The sequence below is a fragment of the Variovorax sp. FG153 genome (assembly GCF_057809595.1).
In genome coordinates, this window is record NZ_JBMDKG010000004.1 from 107797 (window position 1) to 127319 (window position 19523).

A 19523-nucleotide genomic window follows, 5' to 3' on the forward strand; every position below is an offset into this window, starting at 1 on the left:
CCGGACGGCCCGCTTTTTTTTGCCCCGAAACCCGACGCCTTCAACGCCGCGGCGTCGAAGGCATTTCGCGTGCGCGCTCGAGCGCGGCGCGCAGCGAGGCGAGCGCCTGCGCGGGCGGCGTGCCGACGAAGGCCGCGCCGCCGGGCTGCGGCGACCAGCGCACCTGGTCGCCCGCGATCTCGAGCACCGCGACCAGGCTGCGGCCGCGATGGAGCGCGATGCGCGTCTCGACCGGCGCGGCCAGCGGCGCATCGGGCGCGGTGGCCGAACGCGCGACCGCGCCCAGCAGCGCGGGGAAGGCCTCGATGGCATCGCGGGCGTGGCCGCCGGCGGGGTCGTCCGTCGTGGACCAGGTGGTCCAGCGCTCCAGCACGGCAAAAGGCGTGGCGCTCGACGCGGCGTTCGGCGCGGCCGCCAGGCGTGCTCGCGGCGCCGCCGAAGGCGCAGCGAGTTCGGCCTGCGGCGCCGGTGCGTACGCCAGGGGCGGCGGAGGCGCGGGCCGCGCGAGGGCGCCGGCCGCGTCATCGGCATCGCGACGGACGGCGGCGCGTTCGCTCTCGCTCTTGCGGAACGACTCGGCCGCCAGCGGAGCGGTCTCGGCGGCCGGTTCGCGCGGCTTGGCCGCCGGCTCGTCCGGTGCGCGCCGCTTCTCGGGCAAGGGCGTCGGCGCACGCCGAGGCGCCACGGCCGATTCGGCCTGCTTGCGCACCGCGTCGGCGGTCGGTGCCTCGGGCGCCGGGCTTGGGGCGGCGACGGAAGCGGCAGGCTCGGCGGGCGCGGCGGACGCGGGAGGGGGCGCCGGCGGCGCTTCCGCCGCCGCGCCACCCACGCGCGCCTCGCCATCGAGCCGCGCATCGGGCACCGGCTCCTGCCGCCACAGCACGGTGACGAAGCCGACCACCAGCAAGGTCGCGAAGGCCGCGTTCCATGGCATGCGACCGCGCGGGCCGCCGCCGCCGAAGAGCCGCCGCCACCAGGGCTGTGCCGTGGGCGCGGCGGCCGGCGGCGTCGCTGCCGCGAGGTTGTGCGCCATCTTGCGGATCGCCTCGCGCGTGCGCGGATCGGGCAGCGCCCCGGCGTCCGGCGCATGCTCGAGCGCGCGGCGCAGGCGCGCGTCGCGCAGCTCGTCGTCGTCGAATCCCGTGCTCATCGCGCGCCCTCCAGCACCGCGAGGTAGCGTTCCATGCAGCCACGCAGCTTCTGCAGCCCGTAGCGCAGCCGGCTGCGCACCGTCTCGAACCCGATCTGCAGGCTGGCGGACAGCGCCTCCACCGTCAGGCCGTCCTCGTGGTGCAGCAGGAAGGCCGCGCGCTGCTCGGCGGGCAGCTCGTCGAGGCAGGCCAGCAGGCGCCGGCCCGCGGCGCGCCAGAACGCGAGCTCCTCGGCCGAGGGATGGGTGGCCACGTCGTCCGAAGCACCGTGCACGCCGCGCTCGAGCGCCGGAATGGCCTCGTCGTCCTCGCCCGCGTGGCCGTCGAGCGCGACTTCGCGCCCGCTCACGCGCAGCCGATCCATCGCGAGGTTGTGCGCGATCGTGAAGGCCCAGGTGCGCCAGGCCGCGCCCTGCGGCGAGAAGCTCTCGCGCGCCGTGATGATCCGCACCCAGGTGTCCTGGAACACCTCGTCGGCCTGCGACGCGAGCCGCGCGCCCAGCAGCCGCCGCACGAAGCGGAACAGACCGCCCTCGTGGCGCGCATAGAGCACGTCGAAGGCGGCGGCGTCGCCGCGCGCGTAGGCCAGCATCAGCTGATCGTCGGGCATGGCGTCGCGGCCGGTCGCATCGGACGCGGCCGGGCTGGCAGTGGCGGAACGGGCGCGGGGCAGCGCGGACATCGGTGGATTCTCACCTCGACTTGTACGCATGGCTGCGCGGCGCGGGGTTGGCGCGGCCCGAAAAAAGATGCAACGGCTTAACCCCGCTGGCGGCGGCGGGCCGTAACAGCCTGCACCGATCACTCCACGGAGCCGCTTTCATGATCCCGATCCGAGCCTCTCGCCTTCGCCGCCCCCTCGTCGCGCTGTTGTGCGCGTCGCTGTTCCTGGGCGCCTGTGGCGCCACCGAAGCGCCCATCCGCCGCGACGACGGCGCCACCGCCGCGCGCTGGCCGGCCCCGGCCGTGCCGGCGACCGAAGCGGCGACCCCGGCGCGCCGCATCGAACCGGCGATGCCGAACTTCGAGGCGCCATCGGCGAAGCATTGCGCGCGGCCGATCCAGACCAGCGAGACGCCGGGCACCGGCCGGATCGCGCAGCACCGGCCCGTCGTGGGAGCTGTCGCCAAGCCGGCGCTGCGGTCCGCGCCCGCCATGGAAGCCCTCGCGTCCAGGGCGGCGCCCATGGCCGACACCAGCGCCGGGCTGGCAAGCCCGTCGACCATGGAAGCCCCGCCGCCGCCCGCCCCGGCCCCGATCGCCGTCGCCCCACGCCCCGCGAACGAGCCCGTCACGGCTGGCATGGTCGACGACAACGCCGACTTCGGCGAGTACCTGGCCTTCCGCCAGCGCACCCGGGTCGCGCACCGCGAGCGCGACGTCGGCGAGCGCTACCTGCTGCAGGTGCGCGATGCGCAGGGCAACGTGGTGCCCGATGCCGAGGTCGCCGTGCAGGCCGCGAACGGCGCCGCGATGTGGGCCCGCACCGATGCGGGCGGACGCGCCTGGCTGCATCCCAGGGCCTTCGATGCCGAGCCGAGCGCGGTCTACGAAGTGACCGTGCGCAAGAACGGCCGCCAGGCGAGCTCGTTCCTGCGCCGCGGCCAGAAGAACGCGGTCGACGTGGTGCTCGAGCGCCCCGGCGCCCGTCCCGCGCGCGCGCAGCTCGACCTGGTGTTCCTGATCGACGCCACCGGCTCGATGGGCGACGAGATCGCCCGCCTGCGCAGCACGCTGCGCGACATCGCCGACCAGGTCGCGCGCCTGCCGAGCCGGCCCGACACCTGCTTCGGCCTCGTCGCCTACCGAGACATCCACGACGAGTTCGTGGTGCGCCGGCACGACTTCACCAACGACCTCGATGCCTTCCAGGGCGTGCTCGACGCGCTGCAGGCCGCGGGCGGCGGCGACTATCCCGAGGCGATGAACGAAGCCCTGCACGAAACCGTGCAGCGCATGAGCTGGCGCGGCGACGACACCACGCGGCTCGTGATACTGCTGGCCGATGCGCCGCCGCACCTGGACTACCCCGGCCCGCAGTACGACGACAGCATGGTGGCCGCGCTCGGCAAGGGCATCAAGGTGCTGAGCGTGGGCGCCTCGGGCCTCGACAGGCAGGGCGAATACATCCAGCGCCAGATCGCGCAATACACCGGCGGGCGCTTCGTGTTCCTGACCTACCGGAACGCCGCCGATCCCGCGAGCGGCCCGGGCACGCAGACCGTGCACGACGTGGGCAACTATTCGGTGCAGACGCTCGACAAGCTGGTGGTGCGGCTGGTGTCCGAGGAGCTCGGCAAGCTGCCGGGCGCACAAGCTTCGCGCGGTGGTTGAACTGTGCGAAAAGCCTGGGCTATAATCGCAGGCTCGGCTCTTTAGCTCAGTCGGTTAGAGCGATGGAATCATAATCCACAGGTCCGCGGTTCGAGTCCGTGAAGAGCCACCACACAAAGCAAAGCCCGCTGTCCATTGGACAAGCGGGCTTTTTCTTTGAGGGGTTCTTTGGGGGCTTTTCCTTGGCGCCTGCCGGCGCGTCAACTCATGTCGGGACTGCGCTTCGACGCATCGCCAAGGCCCTGGGATTTTCGATCGACGGGGCGTCCCCCCGAATGGCGCGCAACCCTCGAGGTATGCGCCGCCAGCGCTTCGTCGACCGCCCGCTTCGACAGCAGCTGAACCTTGCCGCAGCGGCTGCACTGGTAGGCGCGCAACCAGGGAAAGAAACGCATCCAGGTACTGCGCTGGATCCGGTTCAGGTGGGTCACACTGCATTGGCAGCAGGTAAAAACCGACATTTGTTGATACCTGCGTATTAATGGTGAACCCGTATTATTGCGCCACCATGTGACAAAAGTCACGGCATGAATGCCATCCAGACGTAAAGTCTGTTTCGCGACGCTCGAGTCACTTTTCGTGCATTCGGTCTGTGTCACAGCCTTGGAGACCTGAAAATGCCCATGGAGCTTCTTCGCCGCATCGAAGACGCCTCGTTCCCGCTGGTCATCGCCGACGAGAAGGACGTCCGCAGCGCCATCGTCCTGGAGGCCGCCGGGATGATCAAGGCGCAGTTGCCGAGTCCGGAACGGCCGGATGGCCGCCCCGCGGTGATCTTCGCCATCACGCCGCTGGGACGTCGCAGGCTCAACGAAGGCAGCGCGCAACCCTAGCGCGGCGCACCCGCCTCACCACGCCACCGTGCGCCCCCGGTAGTCCAGGTACTCGAGCCCGGGCCGCCCACGCTTCGCGAGCATCACTTCGACCAGGCTCGGCACGCTCTGCTCGATCGTCAGCCGGCCCTCGGGCCCGCCCAGCTCGGTGCGCACCCAGCCGGGTGCCATCGCCAGCAGGGCGCGCGGCGTGCCGGCCTGCCGCGCCGCGAAGCTGCGCAGCAACTGGTTCAGCGCCGCCTTGCTGCCGCGGTAGACCTCGCGCTGGCCCGTCTCGTTGTCGGCGATGCTGCCCTGCCCCGACGACATGACGCCGATCAGGCCGTCCGGCGGGACGTTGCCCGCGAGGCTTTCCACCACTCGCATCGGGCTCAGCGCATTGGCGACCATGAGGTTCACGAAGTCCTCGGTCGAGACCTCGCCGATGGTCTGGGTCGGATCGGGATTGGTGGTGCCGGCATTGACGAACAGGATGTCGAACCGGCCGCCGGCCAGCCGCTCGCGCAGGGCCTGGATCTGCCCGGGGTCCGTGATGTCGAGCGACTCGATCTCGACGCGGCCGGGATGCGCGTCGGCCAGATCGTGCAGCAGGGTGCGGGCCGTTCCGCGGACCGTGCCCATGACCTTCCAGTCCTTCTTGAGGAATTCGGCCGCGATGGCATGACCGAGGCCGCGCGAGGCGCCGACGACGAGGATGCTGTGTGGTGGGTGGGACATGAGGCGTGCTCCTTGTTGGCTGCGATGCCTCGAATTCTGGGAACGCCCTGTCATTTGCACCAGACGCCTGGACTGCAACCAATGATTGCGCCAGACGCCACGCATGGCCGCTCCTGCCCTATGCTGGCGCCATGCCCCGCGTCGACCTCAACCTGCTGCCCGCCCTCGATGCCCTGCTGACCGAGGGCAGCGTGACCGGCGCCGCGCGGCGGCTCGAGCTCAGCGTGTCCGCCATGAGCCGCACGCTCACGCGCCTGCGCGAGGCCACGGGCGACCGGCTGTTGCTGCAGGCCGGCCGCGGCCTCGTGCTCACGCCCTACGCGATGCAGCTGCGCGAACGCATCCCGGCGCTGGCGCGCGAGGCACAGGCCGCGCTGGCCCCGGCCGACCATGCGCTGCAGATCGCCACGCTCGACCAGTGCTTCACGCTGCGCGCCGGCGAGGGCTTCATCGACCTGCTCGCCGCGCCCTTGCTGGCGCGGATCCGGCAGGCCGCGCCGCGGGTGCGGCTTCGCTTCGCGCCCAAGCCCGACTGGGACGCCCGGCCGCTGCGCGAGGGCGGAATCGACCTGGAGCTCGGCACGGTGAAAACCACGGCGCCCGAACTGCGCACGCGCCGGCTGTTCCGCGACCGCTACGTGGGCGTGTGCCGCAGCGGCCATCCGCTGCTCGACGAGACGGAGATCGCCGCCGAACGCTATGCGGCCTGCGGCCACGTGGTGGCCTCGCGCGCCGGCGAGATGGACCATCCGGTCGACGACGCGCTGGCCGCGCGCGGCCTGTCGCGGCAGGTGGCGATGGTGGTGCCGGCCTACACCCACGCGATGCAGGTCGCGCGGCAGTCCGACCTGCTGGCCGTCGTCCCGCACTCCTGCCTCGGCAATCCGTTCACGCCCGGCCATGCCGCGGCCCTGGGCCTGCGGCATTTCGAGCTGCCCGTGCCGACACCGCCCTTCAACGTCTCGGCGATCTGGCATCCGCGGCTCGACCAGGATGCCTCGCACCGCTGGTTGCGCGGCGAGGTGCTGGCGCTGTGCGAAGCCGCCTATCCCTGAACGGGACGGGTCTCAGGCCGCCACGGCCTCGCGCGCCGGCGCGACCTTCGACGGCACCGGCATGTGCGCCGACCATTCGATGATCTCGAGCTGTCCATCGGCATGCTCGGCCAGCGCCGTGAGGCTCTCGACCCAGTCGCCGTCGTTGCAGTAGAGGATGCCGTCGATGTCGCGCATCTCGGCATGGTGGATGTGGCCGCAGACCACGCCCTGCGCGCCGCGGTTGCGGGCCTCGCGCGCCACGGCGTTCTCGAAGTCGCCGACGTAGCTCACGGCGCGCTTGACCTTGCCCTTGAGGTACTTCGACAGCGACCAGTACGGCAGCCCCAGGCGCGCGCGCAGCGAGTTGAGGTGGCGGTTGAGCTTGAGCGTGAATTCGTAGAGCGAGTCGCCCACGTAGGCCAGCCACTTGGCGCACTGGATCACGCCGTCGAACAGGTCGCCGTGGATGATCCAGAGCTTGCGGCCGTCGGCGGTCTCGTGGATCCATTCCTCGGCCACGTCGATGCCGCCGAAGTTGTGATTGAGGTACTTGCGCGCGAACTCGTCGTGGTTGCCCGGGATGAAGATCACGCGCGTGCCCTTGCGCGCCTTGCGCAGCAGCTTCTGGATCACGTCGTTGTGCGCCTGCGGCCAGTACCAGTGCCGCTTGAGCTGCCAGCCGTCGATGATGTCGCCGACGAGAAACAGGGTCTCGCACTCGGTGTGCTTGAGGAAGTCCAGCAACGCCCGCGCCTGGCAGCCTGGCGTTCCGAGGTGCAGGTCGGAGATCCACAGCGTCCTGAAACGCTGAACCGGACGCGAAACGTCCTCGTCCTCCGCCTCGGGGGGCTGGACCGCAGTGTCGCGCCATGCGCGCAGAAAAGCATCGTCGCGTTGCATGGACCGATAGATTGGCGGTCCCGCATGACCCGGCCATGGCAAGTGCGTGACATCCCGATGACGTCCCCACGCAGGCGCGGCCCACAATCGCGCGATGCGCCCCGGCCAGATCATCGTCCTCGCGACCCCCGTCTTCTTCCTGCTGATCGCGATCGAGTTCGCGGTCGGCCGCGTGCGCGCGCGCCGCGGCACGGGGCAGGACACCTACCGCCTCGCCGACGCGGTCAACAGCATCGGCCTGGGCATGCTGAGCCAGATCAGCGCGGTGCTCACCGGCCTGCTGCGCATCGGCATCTACACGGCGGTGTACTCGGCCGTGGCGCTGTTCCCCGACACCGACTTCTGGACCACCTGGTACGGCTGGCTGCTGGCGCTGGTGTTCTACGACTTCTGCTACTACTGGCTGCACCGCATGGGCCACGAGTCGGCCGTGCTGTGGGCCGCGCACGTGGTGCACCACCAGAGCCAGCACTACAACCTCTCGACCGCGCTGCGCCAGACCTCGAGCGGCGCGCTGCTGGGCTGGATCTTCTACCTGCCGATGGCGGCCACGGGCGTGCCGCCGCTGGTGTTCGCCGTGGTCTCGCTGGTCGACCTGCTCTACCAGTTCTGGGTCCACACCGAGCAGGTCGGCAAGCTAGGCTGGTTCGACCGCTGGTTCTGCTCGCCCTCGAACCACCGGGTGCACCACGCGGTCAACGACCGCTACCTCGACCGCAACTACGGCGGCATCCTGATCGTGTGGGACCGGCTGTTCGGCAGCTTCAAGGAAGAGGACGAGCGCTGCGTCTACGGCACGCGCAGCCCGCTCGCGAGCTGGGACCCGCTGTGGGCCAACGCCGAGGTCTACTGGGGCCTGGCCAGGGATTCATGGCATGCGCGCAGCTGGGCCGACAAGCTGCGCGTGTGGCTCAAGCCGCCGGGCTGGCGGCCGGCCGACGTGGCGGCGCGCTTTCCCAAGCCGGCCTTCGACATCGCGCAGGTGCGGCGCTACGAGCCCGAAGTGGGCCGCGGCGCGCAGTGGTTCGCGGGCGTGCAGTTCCTGCTGCTGCTCGCGGCCGTGGCGGTGTTCCTGTGGTTCTCCGACGGCATGCCGCTCTCGCGCTCGAGCGTGTGGCTGGCCGCGCTCACCGCAGCGCTGTGGGCCATCGGCGGCGTGCTGCAGGGGCGGCTCTCGATCGCCGAGGCGCTGCTGGTGGAAGCCGCCGCGCTGGCCACCGCAAGCGCCGCGCTCGGCCTGCCCTGGCTGCACCACGCGACCAAGCCGCTGGCGCTCGCGATCGCGGTCTTCATCGCCGCGCGGCGCGCGCTGGCGCGGCCCGGCGGCATGACGCGCTTCGACGCGCTGCTGGTCGCGGGCCTGGTCGGCTCGCTCGCGGGCGACGTGCTGCTGATGGGCCCGGCCTCGCTGTTCGTGCCCGGCCTCGTGTGCTTCCTGCTCGCGCACCTGGCCTACATCGGCGTGTTCCGCCTCGGCGTGGGCTTCTTCCCGCGGCCGGCGGCGCTGGCGGTCACGCTGGCGATCGGCGCGGCGATGTACGCCTTCCTGTGGCAGGGCGGATTGCCGGCCGCGCTGCGCATCCCGGTCGCGCTCTACGTGCTGGTGATCGCCTGCATGGCGGCCCAGGCGCTGGGCCGGGCCTTCGTGCTGCGCGACGCCGCCGCGGGCTGGGTGGCGGCGGGCGCCTGCTTCTTCATGCTGAGCGACTCGCTGCTCGCGACCAACCGCTTCGTGGCGCCGCTGCCGCTGGCGCAGCTGTGGGTGCTCGCGACCTACTACGTGGCGCAGACGCTGATCGTGCGGCACGCGCGGCCGCCGGGCTGACGCCGTGCGCCGGCGGTCGCGTCAGTCGTGGCAGCGCTGGATCTCGACCGTCGAGTGCCGGATCTCCTCGTGCATCGAGAAGCAGGCCCGCACCTGGTCGGCCGTGAGCGTGGCCGAATGGGTCACCACCGTGAGCGCGCAGGCATAGGCCTCGCGGCCCACGCGCCACACGTGCAGGTCGGCCACGCGCGTGAGCGAATCGGCCAGGCCGGTCTCGATGCCTTCGCGGATCTCCTCGGCCACCGGGTGGTCCATCTCGCGGTCAAGCAGCACGCGGCCGGTTTCCTTCAGCAGGTTCTTGGCCCAGACCGCGACCAGCACGGCGCCCACGATGCCCATCGCGGGATCGAGCCAGGCCCAGCCGTAGAACCAGCCGCCGAGCAGCGCCGCGATCGCGAGCACCGAGGTGGCGGCATCGGCCACCACATGGATGTAGGCCGAGCGCAGGTTCAGGTCGTGGCCATGCTCGCCGTGCGCGTGGTGATGATCATGGTCGTGCGCATGCCCGTGGTCATGCCCATGGTGGTGATGCGCCCCGCCCAGCAGCCGCGCGCAGACCAGGTTGACCAGCAGCCCGAGCACCGCCACCGAGATCGCCTCGGGATAGTGGATCGCCGCCGGCGACCACAGCCGCTCGAGCGAGCCCACCACCATCAGCGCCGCCACGCCCAGCAGCATCAGCGCGCTCGCGAAGCCGCCGAGCACCTCGATCTTCCAGGTGCCGAAGGCGAAGCGCGGGTCGCGCGCATAGCGCCGCGCGGCCGCATAGGCGAAGGCGCTGAGGCCGATGGCCAGCGCGTGCGAGCTCATGTGCCAGCCGTCGGCCAGCAGCGCCATCGAGTTGAACCACCAGCCGGCGCCGATCTCGACCGCCATCATCGCGGCGGTGATCCACATCACGAGCCGGGTGCTGCGCTCCGCGCGTTCGTTGTCGGTGCCGAAGTGGTGCTCGTGCTGCCACGCGCTCAGGTCATGGGTGTGCATGCTGAAAAGTCTCTCAAGTTCCGAAAAGGTCCTGGCCCTCGGCGCGGCCCGAGGGCGGCGCCACGCCGAGGTGGCGGTAGGCGGCCAGGGTGGCGATGCGCCCGCGCGGCGTGCGCTGCAGGTAGCCCTGCTGGATCAGGTAGGGCTCGATCACGTCCTCGATGGTGTCGCGCTCCTCGCCGATGCTGGCCGCGACGTTGTCGAGCCCCACCGGGCCGCCGTCGAAGCGGTGCACCACGGCCTCGAGCAGCTTGCGGTCCATCAGGTCGAAGCCCTGCGGGTCGACGTCGAGCATGGCCAGCGCCTTGTGCGCGATCTCCTCGGTGATGCGGCCGTCGCCCTTGACCTCGGCATAGTCGCGCACGCGGCGCAGCAGCCGGTTGGCGATGCGCGGCGTGCCGCGCGAGCGGCGCGCGATCTCGAAGCCGCCGGCCTCGTCGGTCTCGACCTTGAGCAGGCCGGCGCTGCGGCGCACGATCAGGGCGAGCTCCTCGGGCGTGTAGAACTCCAGCCGCGCGACGATGCCGAAGCGGTCGCGCAGCGGATTGGTGAGCATGCCCGCGCGCGTGGTGGCGCCCACCAGCGTGAAGGGCTGCAGGTCGAGCTTGATGCTGCGCGCGGCCGGGCCCTCGCCGATCATGATGTCGATCTGGTAGTCCTCGAGCGCCGGGTAGAGGATTTCCTCGACGACCGGGCTCAGCCGGTGGATCTCGTCGATGAACAGCACGTCGTTGGGCTCGAGGTTGGTCAAGAGCGCCGCCAGGTCCTTGGGCTTCTCGAGAACCGGGCCCGAGGTCTGGCGCAGGTTCACGCCGAGCTCGGCCGCGACGATGTGCGACAGCGTGGTCTTGCCCAGGCCCGGCGGGCCGAACAGCAGCACGTGGTCGAGCGCCTCGCGGCGCTTGCGCGCGGCGCCGATGAAGATCTCGAGCTGCTCGCGCACCTTGGCCTGGCCGACGTACTCGTCGAGCAGCTTGGGGCGCAGGGCCCGCTCGATCGCCTCCTCGTTGGGCGAGGCGGGCGCGGCGGACACCACGCGTTGCGGGGCGGGGGCGAAGTCGTCGGTCTGGATGGTCATGGGCGCGGGGGGTGCGGCGAGTTTAGTGGCTGCCCCGCCGCCGCGGACGGCCCGCGGCCACGGCGCCACGAGGGCCTTTCGCGGGTTTTCGCGGGCTTTTGCAGGCGGGACCTGCGCCTACAGGAGCGCTCGCCTGCGCTGGCAGAATGCCCCGACCAGAATGAAGAGGGGATCACGACGGTGTCGATCTACGAACTGAAGCCGCGTTTCCAGGCCCTGCTTCGGCCGCTCGTGGTCGGCCTGCATGCACGGGGCGTCACCGCCAACCAGGTCACGCTGAGCGCCTGCGCGGTCTCGCTGGCCCTCGGGCTGTGGCTCTACCTGGCCGCGCCCTCGCTCGCGGCCTTCGGGCTGATCCCGGCCTGGATGTTCGTGCGCATGGCCTTCAATGCCATCGACGGCATGCTGGCGCGCGAGCACCACCAGCAAAGCCGGCTTGGCGCCTTCCTCAACGAACTCACCGACGTGGTCTCCGACGCCGCGCTGTACCTGCCCTTCGTGCTGGTGCAGCCCTTCAGCCCGTTCTGGGTCGGCACCGTGATCGTGCTGGCCGGGCTCAGCGAATTCGCCGGCGCGCTCGGCCCCACGGTCGGTGCCTCGCGCCGCTACGATGGCCCGCTCGGCAAGAGCGACCGTGCCTTCGTGTTCGGCGCGCTCGGCCTCTACGTGGCGCTCGGCGGCCCGCTGCCGGGCTGGACCGCCTGGCTGATGCCGCTGGTGGCGCTGCTCGTGGCCTGGACCGTGGTCAACCGCGTGCGCCGCGCGCTCGCCGAAGCCGAAGGCGCGACCGCCGCCACGCTAAAAGAAACAACAGGGATTCAATGAACGACAACACCACCGATTTCGACACCGGCGCCTCGCCGTCTTCCATCACCCGGCGACCGCTCGCGGAACGCCAGTTCCGCACCCACGACGGCGAGTCGCTGTTCTACCGCCACTGGCCGGCCACCGGCCCCGCGCGGCGCGGCGCCATCGTGCTGTTCCACCGCGGCCACGAGCACGGCGCGCGCATGGCGCACCTGGTCGACGAGCTCGACCTGCCCGACTTCGACTTCTTCGCCTGGGACGCGCGCGGCCACGGCCGCTCGCCGGGCCAGCGCGGCTACAGCCCCAGCTTCGGCACCTCGGTGCGCGACGTGCAGACCTTCGTGCAGCACATCGTCGGCGCGCACGGCGTGGCCGAGCACGACATCCACGTGATCGCGCAGAGCGTGGGCGCGGTGCTGGCCGCGACCTGGGCCCACGACTACGCGCCCAAGGTGCGCGGCCTCACGCTGGCCTCGCCGGCCTTCAAGGTCAAGCTCTACGTGCCCTTCGCGCGGCCGGGCCTGGCGCTGATGCACAAGCTGCGCGGCCTGTTCTTCGTCAACAGCTACGTCAAGGCCAGGTTCCTCACGCACGACCCCGCGCGCATCGCGAGCTACGAGAGCGACCCGCTGATCACGCGGCCGATCGCGGTCAACATCCTGCTGGGCCTGTACGAGGCGGCCGAGCGCGTGGTGGCCGACGCCAACGCGATCACGCTGCCGGTGCAGCTGCTGATCTCGGGCGCCGACTGGGTGGTGCACCACAAGCCGCAGCACCAGTTCTTCGAACGGCTGGGCAGCGCGGTCAAGACCAAGACGGTGCTGCCGGGCTTCTTCCACGACACGCTGGGCGAGAAGGACCGCGCACCCGCGGTGCAGGCCATCCGCGAATTCGTGCTGCGCCTGTTCGACGAGGCGCCCGCGCCTGTCGACCGCCGCGGCGCCCACCTCGAGGGCGAGACCGCCGAGGAATCGCGCGCGCTGGCCGCGCCGCTGCCCGCGCTGTCGCCGCGCGGCCTCTACTGGTCGCTCACGCGCGCCGGGCTGCGCTTCGGCGGCCGCCTGTCCGAGGGCGTGAAGCTGGGCCACGACACCGGCTTCGACTCGGGCAGCACGCTCGACTACGTCTACCGCAACGTCGCGCAGGGCAAGGGCGCCATGGGCCGCGCCATCGACCGCAACTACCTCGATGCCATCGGCTGGCGCGGCATCCGGCAGCGCAAGATCCACGTCGAGGAGCTGCTGCGCATCGCGATGGAGCGGCTGGCCGAGATGCACCGCGAGGTGCGGCTGATGGACATCGCGGCCGGCCATGGCCGCTACGTGCTCGACGCGGTGCTCGCGAGCCCGGTCAAGGCCAGCTCGGTCCTGCTGCGCGACTACAGCGAGATCAACGTGCGCGACGGCCGCGCGCTGATCACCGAGAAGGGCCTGGAGGACGTCGCCCAGTTCGTGCAGGCCGACGCCTTCGACCGCATGAGCCTCGCGAGCGTCACGCCGCGGCCCACGCTGGCGGTGGTGTCGGGGCTGTACGAGCTGTTCCCCGACAACGAGATGGTGCGGCGCTCGCTCGCGGGCGTGGGCGACGCGGTGGAGGACGGCGGCTACCTGGTCTACACCGGCCAGCCCTGGCATCCGCAGCTCGAGATGATCGCGCGCGCGCTCACCAGCCACCGCCAGGGCGAGGCCTGGGTGATGCGCCGCCGCACGCAGGTCGAGATGGACCAGCTGGTGGAGGAGGCGGGCTTCCGCAAGATCGACCAGCGCAGCGACGAGTGGGGCATCTTCACCGTCTCGCTGGCCCGGCGCACCGAGCACTGAGCGACGCCATGCGCGCCTGGTTCGCGGCGAGACCCTGGAAGCGCGCCGCCGGCTGGCTGGCGGTGCTGGGGCCGCTGTTCTACCTGACCTACGGCCTCGCCAACTGGTGGGCCACCACGCGCGCGCAGGTGCCCTCGATGGCCTTCGCGTGGGAACGCCAGGTGCCGTTCTGGCCCTGGACCATCTTTCCCTACTGGACCATCAACGTCTTCTACGCGCTGTCGCTGTTCCTCGCGCGCGACCGCCACACGCTCGACCGCCACGGCGCGCGGCTGGTCAGCGCCACGCTGATCGCCTGCAGCTGCTTCGTGATCTGGCCGCTGCACTTCAGCTTCGGCCAGCCCGCGGTCGAGGGCCCGCCGGCCTTCCTGTTCGCGGCGCTGCGCGGCTTCGACCAGCCCTACAACCAGGCGCCCTCGCTGCACATCGCGCTGGCGGTGATCCTGTGGGACTGGTATCGGCAGTTCATCCGGCCGCGCTGGGCGCGCGCCGTGCTGCACCTGTGGGCCTTCGCGATCTGCGCCTCGGTGCTGACCACCTGGCAACACCATTTCATCGACATCCCGACCGGCGCGCTGCTGGGCCTTTTCTGCATCTGGCTGTGGCCGCTGCGGCGCACGGTCTCGATGCCGCGCGCCTGGCGGCTCGCGCGCGATCCGCAACGCTGGAAGCTCGCGGCCTGCTATGCGCTGGGCGCGCTGGCCTGCCTCGCGCTCGCGCTGTGGGGCGGCGGCTGGGCGCTGTGGCTGGCCTGGCCCGCGGCCTCGCTGGCGCTGGTGGCGCTCAACTACGCGGGCTTCGGCGCGCGCGGCTTCCAGATGGACGGCCAGGGCCGCATGGGCTGGGCCGCGCGCTGGCTGCTCGCGCCCTACCGGCTCGGCGCGGCGCTCAACGCGCGGCTGTGGACGCGCGGCCTGCCGCCCGCGGCCGAGGTGGTGCCCGGGCTCTGGCTCGGCCGCCTGCCCACGCCGGCCGAATGGCAGGCCGCGGGCCGGCCGCGGCTGGTGAGCCTGTGCGCCGAGCTGCAGGTGCCGGGCGGCAACACCGGTGCGCGCTGCGTGCCGCTGCTCGACCTCGTGGTGCCGCCCTCGCAGCGGCTGCGGCGCGCGGCCGCGGCGATCGAGGGCCAGCGGCGCGCCGCGCGCGGCGGCCCGGTCTGGGTCTGCTGCGCGCTCGGCTTCTCGCGCAGCGCGGCCGCCACCATCGCCTGGCTCGGCGCCACGGGCGGCCTGGCGCAGGCCGAGGCCGCGGTGCGCCGCGCGCGGCCGCAGATCGTGCTGCGGCCGGCCTGGTTCGCCGCGCTCGCGCCGCTCGGCGCTCCCACCGTCACCACCGGAGCAGCGCCCCATGAATGACACCGACCGCGCCACCTGCGCCGCGCTCGCCGGCCTGCTGCGCGCGGCCGGCGTGCTGGCCCTCTGGGGTTTCGCGCTCAGCGCGATCGCGGCACTCGTGCTCGCGCTCACCTTGCGCTCGCTGCCCACCACGCCGAGCATGGCCTTCGGCGCCGTCGCCATCCTCGGCGTGCTCGAGCGCTACTTCGCGTTCCGGCTGCGACTCGACCAGGCACTGTTCGACGACCTCGCGCGCGGCACCATCGCCACGCTCGAGGCGCTCGACCAGGCGCTGGCGCGGCTCGGGCTGCGCGCCAATGACGCTTCTTCCGCCGCGCGGCCGCTGGCCGACCGCGCGCAGGGCACCCGCCAACTGCTGCAGCGCCACGCCATCGTGGTCGCCTGCCAGAGCGCGATGTTCCTGCTCGCCCTCATGACACAGGACCTCACTTGAACGACGCTCCCTCCCCCGAACCTTCGTCCGGCATCGTGCGCCGCGCGCTCGCCGTGGTCGCGGGCAAGCTGATCATCGGCGCCGCGGGCCTCCTGACCGGCGTGCGCGCCATCTGGTCGGGCACCAGCCCCAAGGCCGAGCAGACGCTCTACTTCGCCAACCACACCAGCCATGGCGACTTCGTGCTGCTGTGGGCCACGCTGCCCCCCGACCTGCGCGCGCTCACGCGGCCGGTGGCGGGGCTGGACTACTGGATGGCCTCGAAGCTGCGCCAGTTCATCGGCGCCGACGTGTTCAACGCGCTGATGATCCGGCGCGACGGCTCGGGCCAGGGCGACAACCCGGTCGAGCAGATGAAGGCCGCGCTCGAGGCCGGCGACTCGCTGATCATGTTCCCCGAAGGCACGCGCAACACCGGCGACGAGATCCTGCTGCCGCTCAAGAGCGGGCTGTTCCATCTCGCGCGCGCCTGCCCCAACGTGCGGCTGGTGCCGGTGTGGATCGAGAACCTCAAGCGCGTGCTGCCCAAGGGCACGCTGGTGCCGATCCCGCTGGCCTGCACGGTGCGCTTCGGCACGCCGCTCGTGCTGGCCGAGGGCGAAGACAAGCTGAGCTTCCTGGCGCGTGCGCGCACCGCCATGCTCGACCTGCGGCCCGAATACGACCGCCTCGACGACAAGCCCAAGGCGGCCTCCGGGAGCGCCGCATGATCGAGCTCTCGCCCTTCGCGCAGACCACCCTGCAGTTGTTCGGCGGCGTGCTCGGCGTGCTGCTGCTGGCCTCGGGCATCGGCGCCGTGCTCAAGTGGCGCGTGGCGCACGGCCAACCGCATTCGGTGATCGACAACCTCAATGCGCGCGTCAATGCCTGGTGGGTGATGGTGGCCGCGATCGGCCTGGCCTTCGCCTTCGGCAAGGGCGGCGTGATCGTGCTGTTCTACCTGATCTCGTTCTACGCGCTGCGCGAGTTCATCAGCCTGGCCTACACCCGGCGCGGCGACCACCACGCGATCGCGGCCGCCTTCTACATCGGCCTGCCGGTGCAGTACTTCCTGGTCTGGATCGACTGGTACGGCCTCTATTCGATCTTCATCCCGGTCTATGCCTTCCTGGTGCTGCCGATCCTCGCGGCCGTGGGCGGCGACACGCGGCGCTTCCTCGAGCGCACCTCGAAGATCCAGTGGGGCCTGATGGTCTGCGTGTTCTGCATCAGCCACGTGCCGGCGCTGCTCACCCTGCAGATCCCGGGCTTCGAGGGCCGCAACCTGCTCTTGATCGCCTTCCTCGTGATCGTGGTGCAGGGCAGCGACGTGCTGCAGTACATCTGGGGCAAGCTGTTCGGCAAGCGCAAGGTGGCGCCCGAGCTCTCGCCCTCGAAGACCTGGGAGGGCCTGATCGGCGGCATCGCGAGCGCCACCGCGCTCGGCGCCGCGCTGTCGTGGGCCACGCCCTTCAACCCCTGGCAGGCCGCGCTGATGTCGCTGACCATCTGCCTGATGGGCTTCTTCGGCGGCCTCGTGATGTCGGCCATCAAGCGCGACCGCGGCGTGAAGGACTGGGGTTCGATGATCGAGGGCCACGGCGGCATGCTCGACCGGCTCGACTCGGTGATCTTCGCGGCGCCGATCTTCTTCCACGCGCTGCGCTACTGGTGGGTGCCGTGACGGCGGCGAAGAAGGCCCCGGCGAAGAAGGCGGCCGCCGCGGCCGAGCGCATCGTCGACGACACGCCGGTCGAATGCGCCGACGCCGCCGCGCTCGCGCGCTGGTACGAGCGCCACCACGCGAGCCATGCCGGCGTCTGGCTGCGGCTCGCGAAGAAGGCCAGCGGCATCGCCTCGGTCGATACCGCGCAGGCGCTCGATCTCGCACTGTGCCATGGCTGGATCGACGGCCAGCGCAAGAGCGAGAGCGACACGCATTTCCTGCAGCGCTACACGCCGCGCACGAAGCGCAGCACCTGGTCGCAGATCAACCGCGCCAAGGCGCTGCGGCTGATCGAGGAAGGCCGCATGCAGCCCGGCGGCCTGGCCGAGGTGGAACGCGCCAAGGCCGACGGCCGCTGGGAGGCCGCCTACGAGGCCTCGAGCGTGGCAACCGTGCCGCCCGACCTGCGGGCCGCGCTCGACGCCAACAGGAAGGCCGCGAAGTTCTTCGCCGCGCTCGATGCGCGCAACCGCTTCGCGGTGCTGTTCCGCACCCAGAGCGCGAAGAAGCCCGAGACCCGCGCGCGGCGCATCGCGCAGTTCGTCGAGATGCTCGCCAGGGGCGAGAAGATCCACCCCTGATTCAGGTCCCGGCCGCGATGCGCGCGAGCCGCTCGGCGTCGACGATGCGGATGCGCTTGTAGCGCATGTCGATCGCACCCTCCTCCACCAGCCGGCCCAGCTCCTTGTTGACGGTCTGGCGCGACAGCCCGAGCATGGCCGCGAGGTCGGTCTGCGACAGCCGCACCAGCGGCGGCGCGCCGTCCTCGCCCTGGCCGTTGTAGAAGTGGACCAGGTTCATCAGCGCCGCGGCCACCCGGCCGTGGATCGAGTTGAGCATCTGGTTCTGCAGCAGCACGATGCTCAGGCGCTGGCGCTGCAGGCCCAGCCGCGCCACGTCGCGCCACAGCAGCGGCTCGGCATCGAGCACGGCCAGCACCGCGTCGCTCGGCAGGTGCACGATCACCGAATCCTCGTGCGCGTGGTAGTCGTAGGCCAGCGGCACCTCGTCGAGCAGCCGCACCAGCGGCGCCACCTGGCCCGGGCCGAGCAGCGCGTTCACGTACTTGCGGCCGTTCGGGCTCATGCTGCTGATCTCGAGGCAGCCCGACACCACCACCAGCAGCTCGCGCCGATGGCGGTCGTGCGCGAGCACCTGCGTGCGGCGGCCGTAGCGCTCCAGGCGCGCCGACTTCATGAGCTCGGCGCGGCGCGCGTCGGGCCAGCGCGAGAACAGCTCGTTCCAGCGCAGCGCGCGCTCGAGCAGCGCGGCGTTCTCCTCGGCATCTCGTTCGGCGGTCTTGCGCGGTCGGGTCAGCGGGTTCTCCCTGCGGCGATGTTCGGGAATCTGTCAACGCATTGACAGATTCGGGGGGCGGTCGTTTCTATCGTAAGCACCGGACACCGACAAGCACACAAGCGGCAGCCGCCCTCGACGGGCGGCGAGCCTCACCGGAGACAAGACGACATGAAGAAGACAGCCGCCGCGGGCCTCGCGCTCGCGGCCTCCTCCTCGCTCGCGCTCGCCCAGGGCAGCGTGACGATCTTCGGCACCGCCGACCTCTACCTGGCCCACGCGAAGTCGGGCCCGAGCTCCTCGACGCGGCTCGAGGACGGCGGCCAGACCGCGTCGCGCCTCGGCTTTCGCGGCGCGGAGGACCTGGGCGGCGGCTTCGACGCCCACTTCACGCTCGAGGCCGGCTTCGCGCCCGACACCGGCAAGGGCACGCTGGCCGGTCCCGAGATCGCGTTCACGCGCCAGTCCTTCGTCGGCCTGTCGACGCCCTGGGGCCAGATCGACGCGGGCCGCATGTACACGCCGATGTTCTATACGCTGTTCAAGGCCGATCCCTATGGCGTGAACTCGGTGTTCTCGCCGATCAACCTGGTGGCCGCCACCGACGCGCAGCCCGGCCTGCTGCCCTTCGCGGCGCGCGCCAGCAACATGGTGCGCTACCGCACGCCGGCCATCGCCGGCTTCTACGCCGACCTCGCCTATGCCCCCGGCGAGGCCAGCGCCGCGAGCCACGACAGCGGCACGCTCTACGGCGGCAGCCTGAGCTGGGCGCGCAAGCCCTACTACGTGGGCTATGCCTTCCAGCGCGCGCGCTCTGGTTCGGCCGCCGCGCCCGTGGCCGAGCCGAGCACCAGCACCTACCAGGCGCTGAGCGCGGCCTACGACTGGGAGGCGATCGGGCTGCAGCTCTACGCCAACTACGTGCGCAACAGCTCGAGCCTGCCCGGCGTGCCGAGCGCGAAGCTCGCGAGCCTCGGCCTCACCTACAACATCACGCCGGCCTCGAACCTGATGTTCGAGGCCATGCAGCGCAAGGTGGACGCGAGCGAGCGTTCGCAGCTGGCCTGGACCCTGGGCTACGACTACTACCTGAGCAAGCGCACCGTGCTCTACGCGCGCTGGCTGCGGCTGCTCAACCGGCATGGCGCCTCGGCCACGCTCGCCACGGTCGCGGTCGCGCCCGACAGTGGCAACGGCGTGCGCGTGCTCGCGACCGGCATCCGCCACAACTTCTGAAACCCCTCGTCG

The 19523-nt window shown here is 71.4% G+C and carries 20 protein-coding genes and 1 tRNA gene; 13 read left to right on the plus strand and 8 right to left on the minus strand.

Annotated elements, in window-relative coordinates; translation table 11 throughout:
- Window positions 1-40: 40 nt before the first annotated feature.
- Window positions 41-1150 carry a hypothetical protein gene (locus ACODT0_RS07120; protein WP_489040947.1) on the minus strand — a complete coding sequence of 370 codons (1110 nt, stop codon included), beginning with the start codon at window positions 1148-1150 and terminating at the stop codon, window positions 41-43.
- Complete coding sequence (locus tag ACODT0_RS07125; protein WP_296735276.1) at window positions 1147-1833, minus strand: sigma-70 family RNA polymerase sigma factor; 687 nt, start codon at window positions 1831-1833, stop codon at window positions 1147-1149. The genes ACODT0_RS07120 and ACODT0_RS07125 overlap by 4 nt, the downstream gene beginning before the upstream one ends.
- Before the next feature lie 140 nt (window positions 1834-1973).
- Between ACODT0_RS07125 and ACODT0_RS07130 the strand changes: the two genes are divergently transcribed.
- Both ACODT0_RS07130 and ACODT0_RS07135 read left to right on the plus strand, forming a co-directional pair.
- Window positions 1974-3485 carry a vWA domain-containing protein gene (locus ACODT0_RS07130; RefSeq protein ID WP_489040948.1) on the plus strand — a complete coding sequence of 504 codons (1512 nt, stop codon included), beginning with the start codon at window positions 1974-1976 and terminating at the stop codon, window positions 3483-3485.
- Window positions 3486-3520: 35 nt separating this feature from the next.
- A tRNA-Met gene (locus ACODT0_RS07135) sits at window positions 3521-3597 on the plus strand.
- 88 nt (window positions 3598-3685) lie between these two features.
- On the opposite strand, the gene ACODT0_RS07140 is transcribed toward ACODT0_RS07135, so the two are convergent.
- Window positions 3686-4084 (minus strand): hypothetical protein, encoded by a 399-nt coding sequence (locus ACODT0_RS07140; protein ID WP_172705263.1) that lies wholly within the window; start codon window positions 4082-4084, stop codon window positions 3686-3688.
- A gap of 18 nt (window positions 4085-4102) precedes the next feature.
- On the opposite strand from ACODT0_RS07140, the gene ACODT0_RS07145 reads away from it, so the two are divergent.
- Window positions 4103-4318, plus strand: coding sequence for a hypothetical protein (locus ACODT0_RS07145; protein ID WP_057596915.1), 216 nt, complete (start codon window positions 4103-4105; stop codon window positions 4316-4318).
- 15 nt (window positions 4319-4333) lie between these two features.
- On the opposite strand, the gene ACODT0_RS07150 is transcribed toward ACODT0_RS07145, so the two are convergent.
- The gene (locus ACODT0_RS07150) at window positions 4334-5035 is read right to left on the minus strand and encodes an SDR family NAD(P)-dependent oxidoreductase (RefSeq protein ID WP_057596914.1); all 702 of its coding nucleotides are present in this window, start codon (window positions 5033-5035) and stop codon (window positions 4334-4336) included.
- Between the two features lie 131 nt (window positions 5036-5166).
- On the opposite strand from ACODT0_RS07150, the gene ACODT0_RS07155 reads away from it, so the two are divergent.
- Window positions 5167-6090 (plus strand): LysR family transcriptional regulator, encoded by a 924-nt coding sequence (locus tag ACODT0_RS07155; RefSeq protein WP_422095870.1) that lies wholly within the window; start codon window positions 5167-5169, stop codon window positions 6088-6090.
- Window positions 6091-6102: 12 nt separating this feature from the next.
- Here ACODT0_RS07155 and ACODT0_RS07160 read toward each other — a convergent pair whose 3' ends face one another.
- The gene (locus ACODT0_RS07160; protein ID WP_057596912.1) at window positions 6103-6972 is read right to left on the minus strand and encodes a UDP-2,3-diacylglucosamine diphosphatase; all 870 of its coding nucleotides are present in this window, start codon (window positions 6970-6972) and stop codon (window positions 6103-6105) included.
- A 94-nt stretch (window positions 6973-7066) separates the two neighbouring features.
- Here ACODT0_RS07160 and ACODT0_RS07165 point away from each other — a divergent pair, with 94 nt between their 5' ends.
- Window positions 7067-8797, plus strand: a complete 1731-nt coding sequence (locus tag ACODT0_RS07165) for a lysoplasmalogenase family protein (RefSeq protein ID WP_489040949.1) — start codon at window positions 7067-7069, stop codon at window positions 8795-8797.
- 21 nt (window positions 8798-8818) lie between these two features.
- Here the strand turns inward: ACODT0_RS07165 and dmeF are convergent, their stop codons facing one another.
- Both dmeF and ruvB read right to left on the minus strand, forming a co-directional pair.
- On the minus strand, window positions 8819-9781 hold the full coding sequence (gene dmeF / locus ACODT0_RS07170) for a CDF family Co(II)/Ni(II) efflux transporter DmeF (protein ID WP_057590786.1): 963 nt from the start codon (window positions 9779-9781) through the stop codon (window positions 8819-8821).
- Window positions 9782-9794: 13 nt separating this feature from the next.
- Window positions 9795-10859, minus strand: coding sequence for a Holliday junction branch migration DNA helicase RuvB (gene ruvB / locus ACODT0_RS07175; protein WP_057590785.1), 1065 nt, complete (start codon window positions 10857-10859; stop codon window positions 9795-9797).
- A 180-nt stretch (window positions 10860-11039) separates the two neighbouring features.
- Here ruvB and ACODT0_RS07180 point away from each other — a divergent pair, with 180 nt between their 5' ends.
- From ACODT0_RS07180 to ACODT0_RS07210, 7 genes are read left to right on the plus strand one after another with little or no spacing between them, the layout of a single operon-like run.
- A complete protein-coding gene (locus ACODT0_RS07180) occupies window positions 11040-11684 on the plus strand; it encodes a CDP-alcohol phosphatidyltransferase family protein (RefSeq protein WP_057590784.1) in 645 nt (214 codons plus the stop codon).
- Window positions 11681-13486 (plus strand): bifunctional alpha/beta hydrolase/class I SAM-dependent methyltransferase, encoded by a 1806-nt coding sequence (locus ACODT0_RS07185; protein WP_489040950.1) that lies wholly within the window; start codon window positions 11681-11683, stop codon window positions 13484-13486. The genes ACODT0_RS07180 and ACODT0_RS07185 overlap by 4 nt, the downstream gene beginning before the upstream one ends.
- An 8-nt stretch (window positions 13487-13494) precedes the next feature.
- Window positions 13495-14841 (plus strand): phosphatase PAP2/dual specificity phosphatase family protein, encoded by a 1347-nt coding sequence (locus ACODT0_RS07190; RefSeq protein WP_489040951.1) that lies wholly within the window; start codon window positions 13495-13497, stop codon window positions 14839-14841.
- Complete coding sequence (locus ACODT0_RS07195) at window positions 14834-15274, plus strand: hypothetical protein (RefSeq protein ID WP_057590781.1); 441 nt, start codon at window positions 14834-14836, stop codon at window positions 15272-15274. The genes ACODT0_RS07190 and ACODT0_RS07195 overlap by 8 nt, the downstream gene beginning before the upstream one ends.
- Entirely contained in the window at window positions 15271-15984 is a 714-nt protein-coding gene (locus tag ACODT0_RS07200; protein WP_489040952.1) for a lysophospholipid acyltransferase family protein, read from the plus strand. The genes ACODT0_RS07195 and ACODT0_RS07200 overlap by 4 nt, the downstream gene beginning before the upstream one ends.
- Window positions 15981-16937, plus strand: coding sequence for a phosphatidate cytidylyltransferase (locus ACODT0_RS07205; RefSeq protein WP_057590780.1), 957 nt, complete (start codon window positions 15981-15983; stop codon window positions 16935-16937). The genes ACODT0_RS07200 and ACODT0_RS07205 overlap by 4 nt, the downstream gene beginning before the upstream one ends.
- Window positions 16934-17560: a YdeI/OmpD-associated family protein gene (locus ACODT0_RS07210; protein WP_489040953.1), complete on the plus strand. Its 627-nt coding sequence runs from the start codon at window positions 16934-16936 to the stop codon at window positions 17558-17560. The genes ACODT0_RS07205 and ACODT0_RS07210 overlap by 4 nt, the downstream gene beginning before the upstream one ends.
- A 1-nt stretch (window position 17561) precedes the next feature.
- Here the strand turns inward: ACODT0_RS07210 and ACODT0_RS07215 are convergent, their stop codons facing one another.
- Window positions 17562-18176: a Crp/Fnr family transcriptional regulator gene (locus tag ACODT0_RS07215; protein ID WP_261211554.1), complete on the minus strand. Its 615-nt coding sequence runs from the start codon at window positions 18174-18176 to the stop codon at window positions 17562-17564.
- A 270-nt stretch (window positions 18177-18446) separates the two neighbouring features.
- On the opposite strand from ACODT0_RS07215, the gene ACODT0_RS07220 reads away from it, so the two are divergent.
- Window positions 18447-19511, plus strand: a complete 1065-nt coding sequence (locus ACODT0_RS07220) for a porin (protein WP_489040954.1) — start codon at window positions 18447-18449, stop codon at window positions 19509-19511.
- Window positions 19512-19523: the final 12 nt, after the last annotated feature.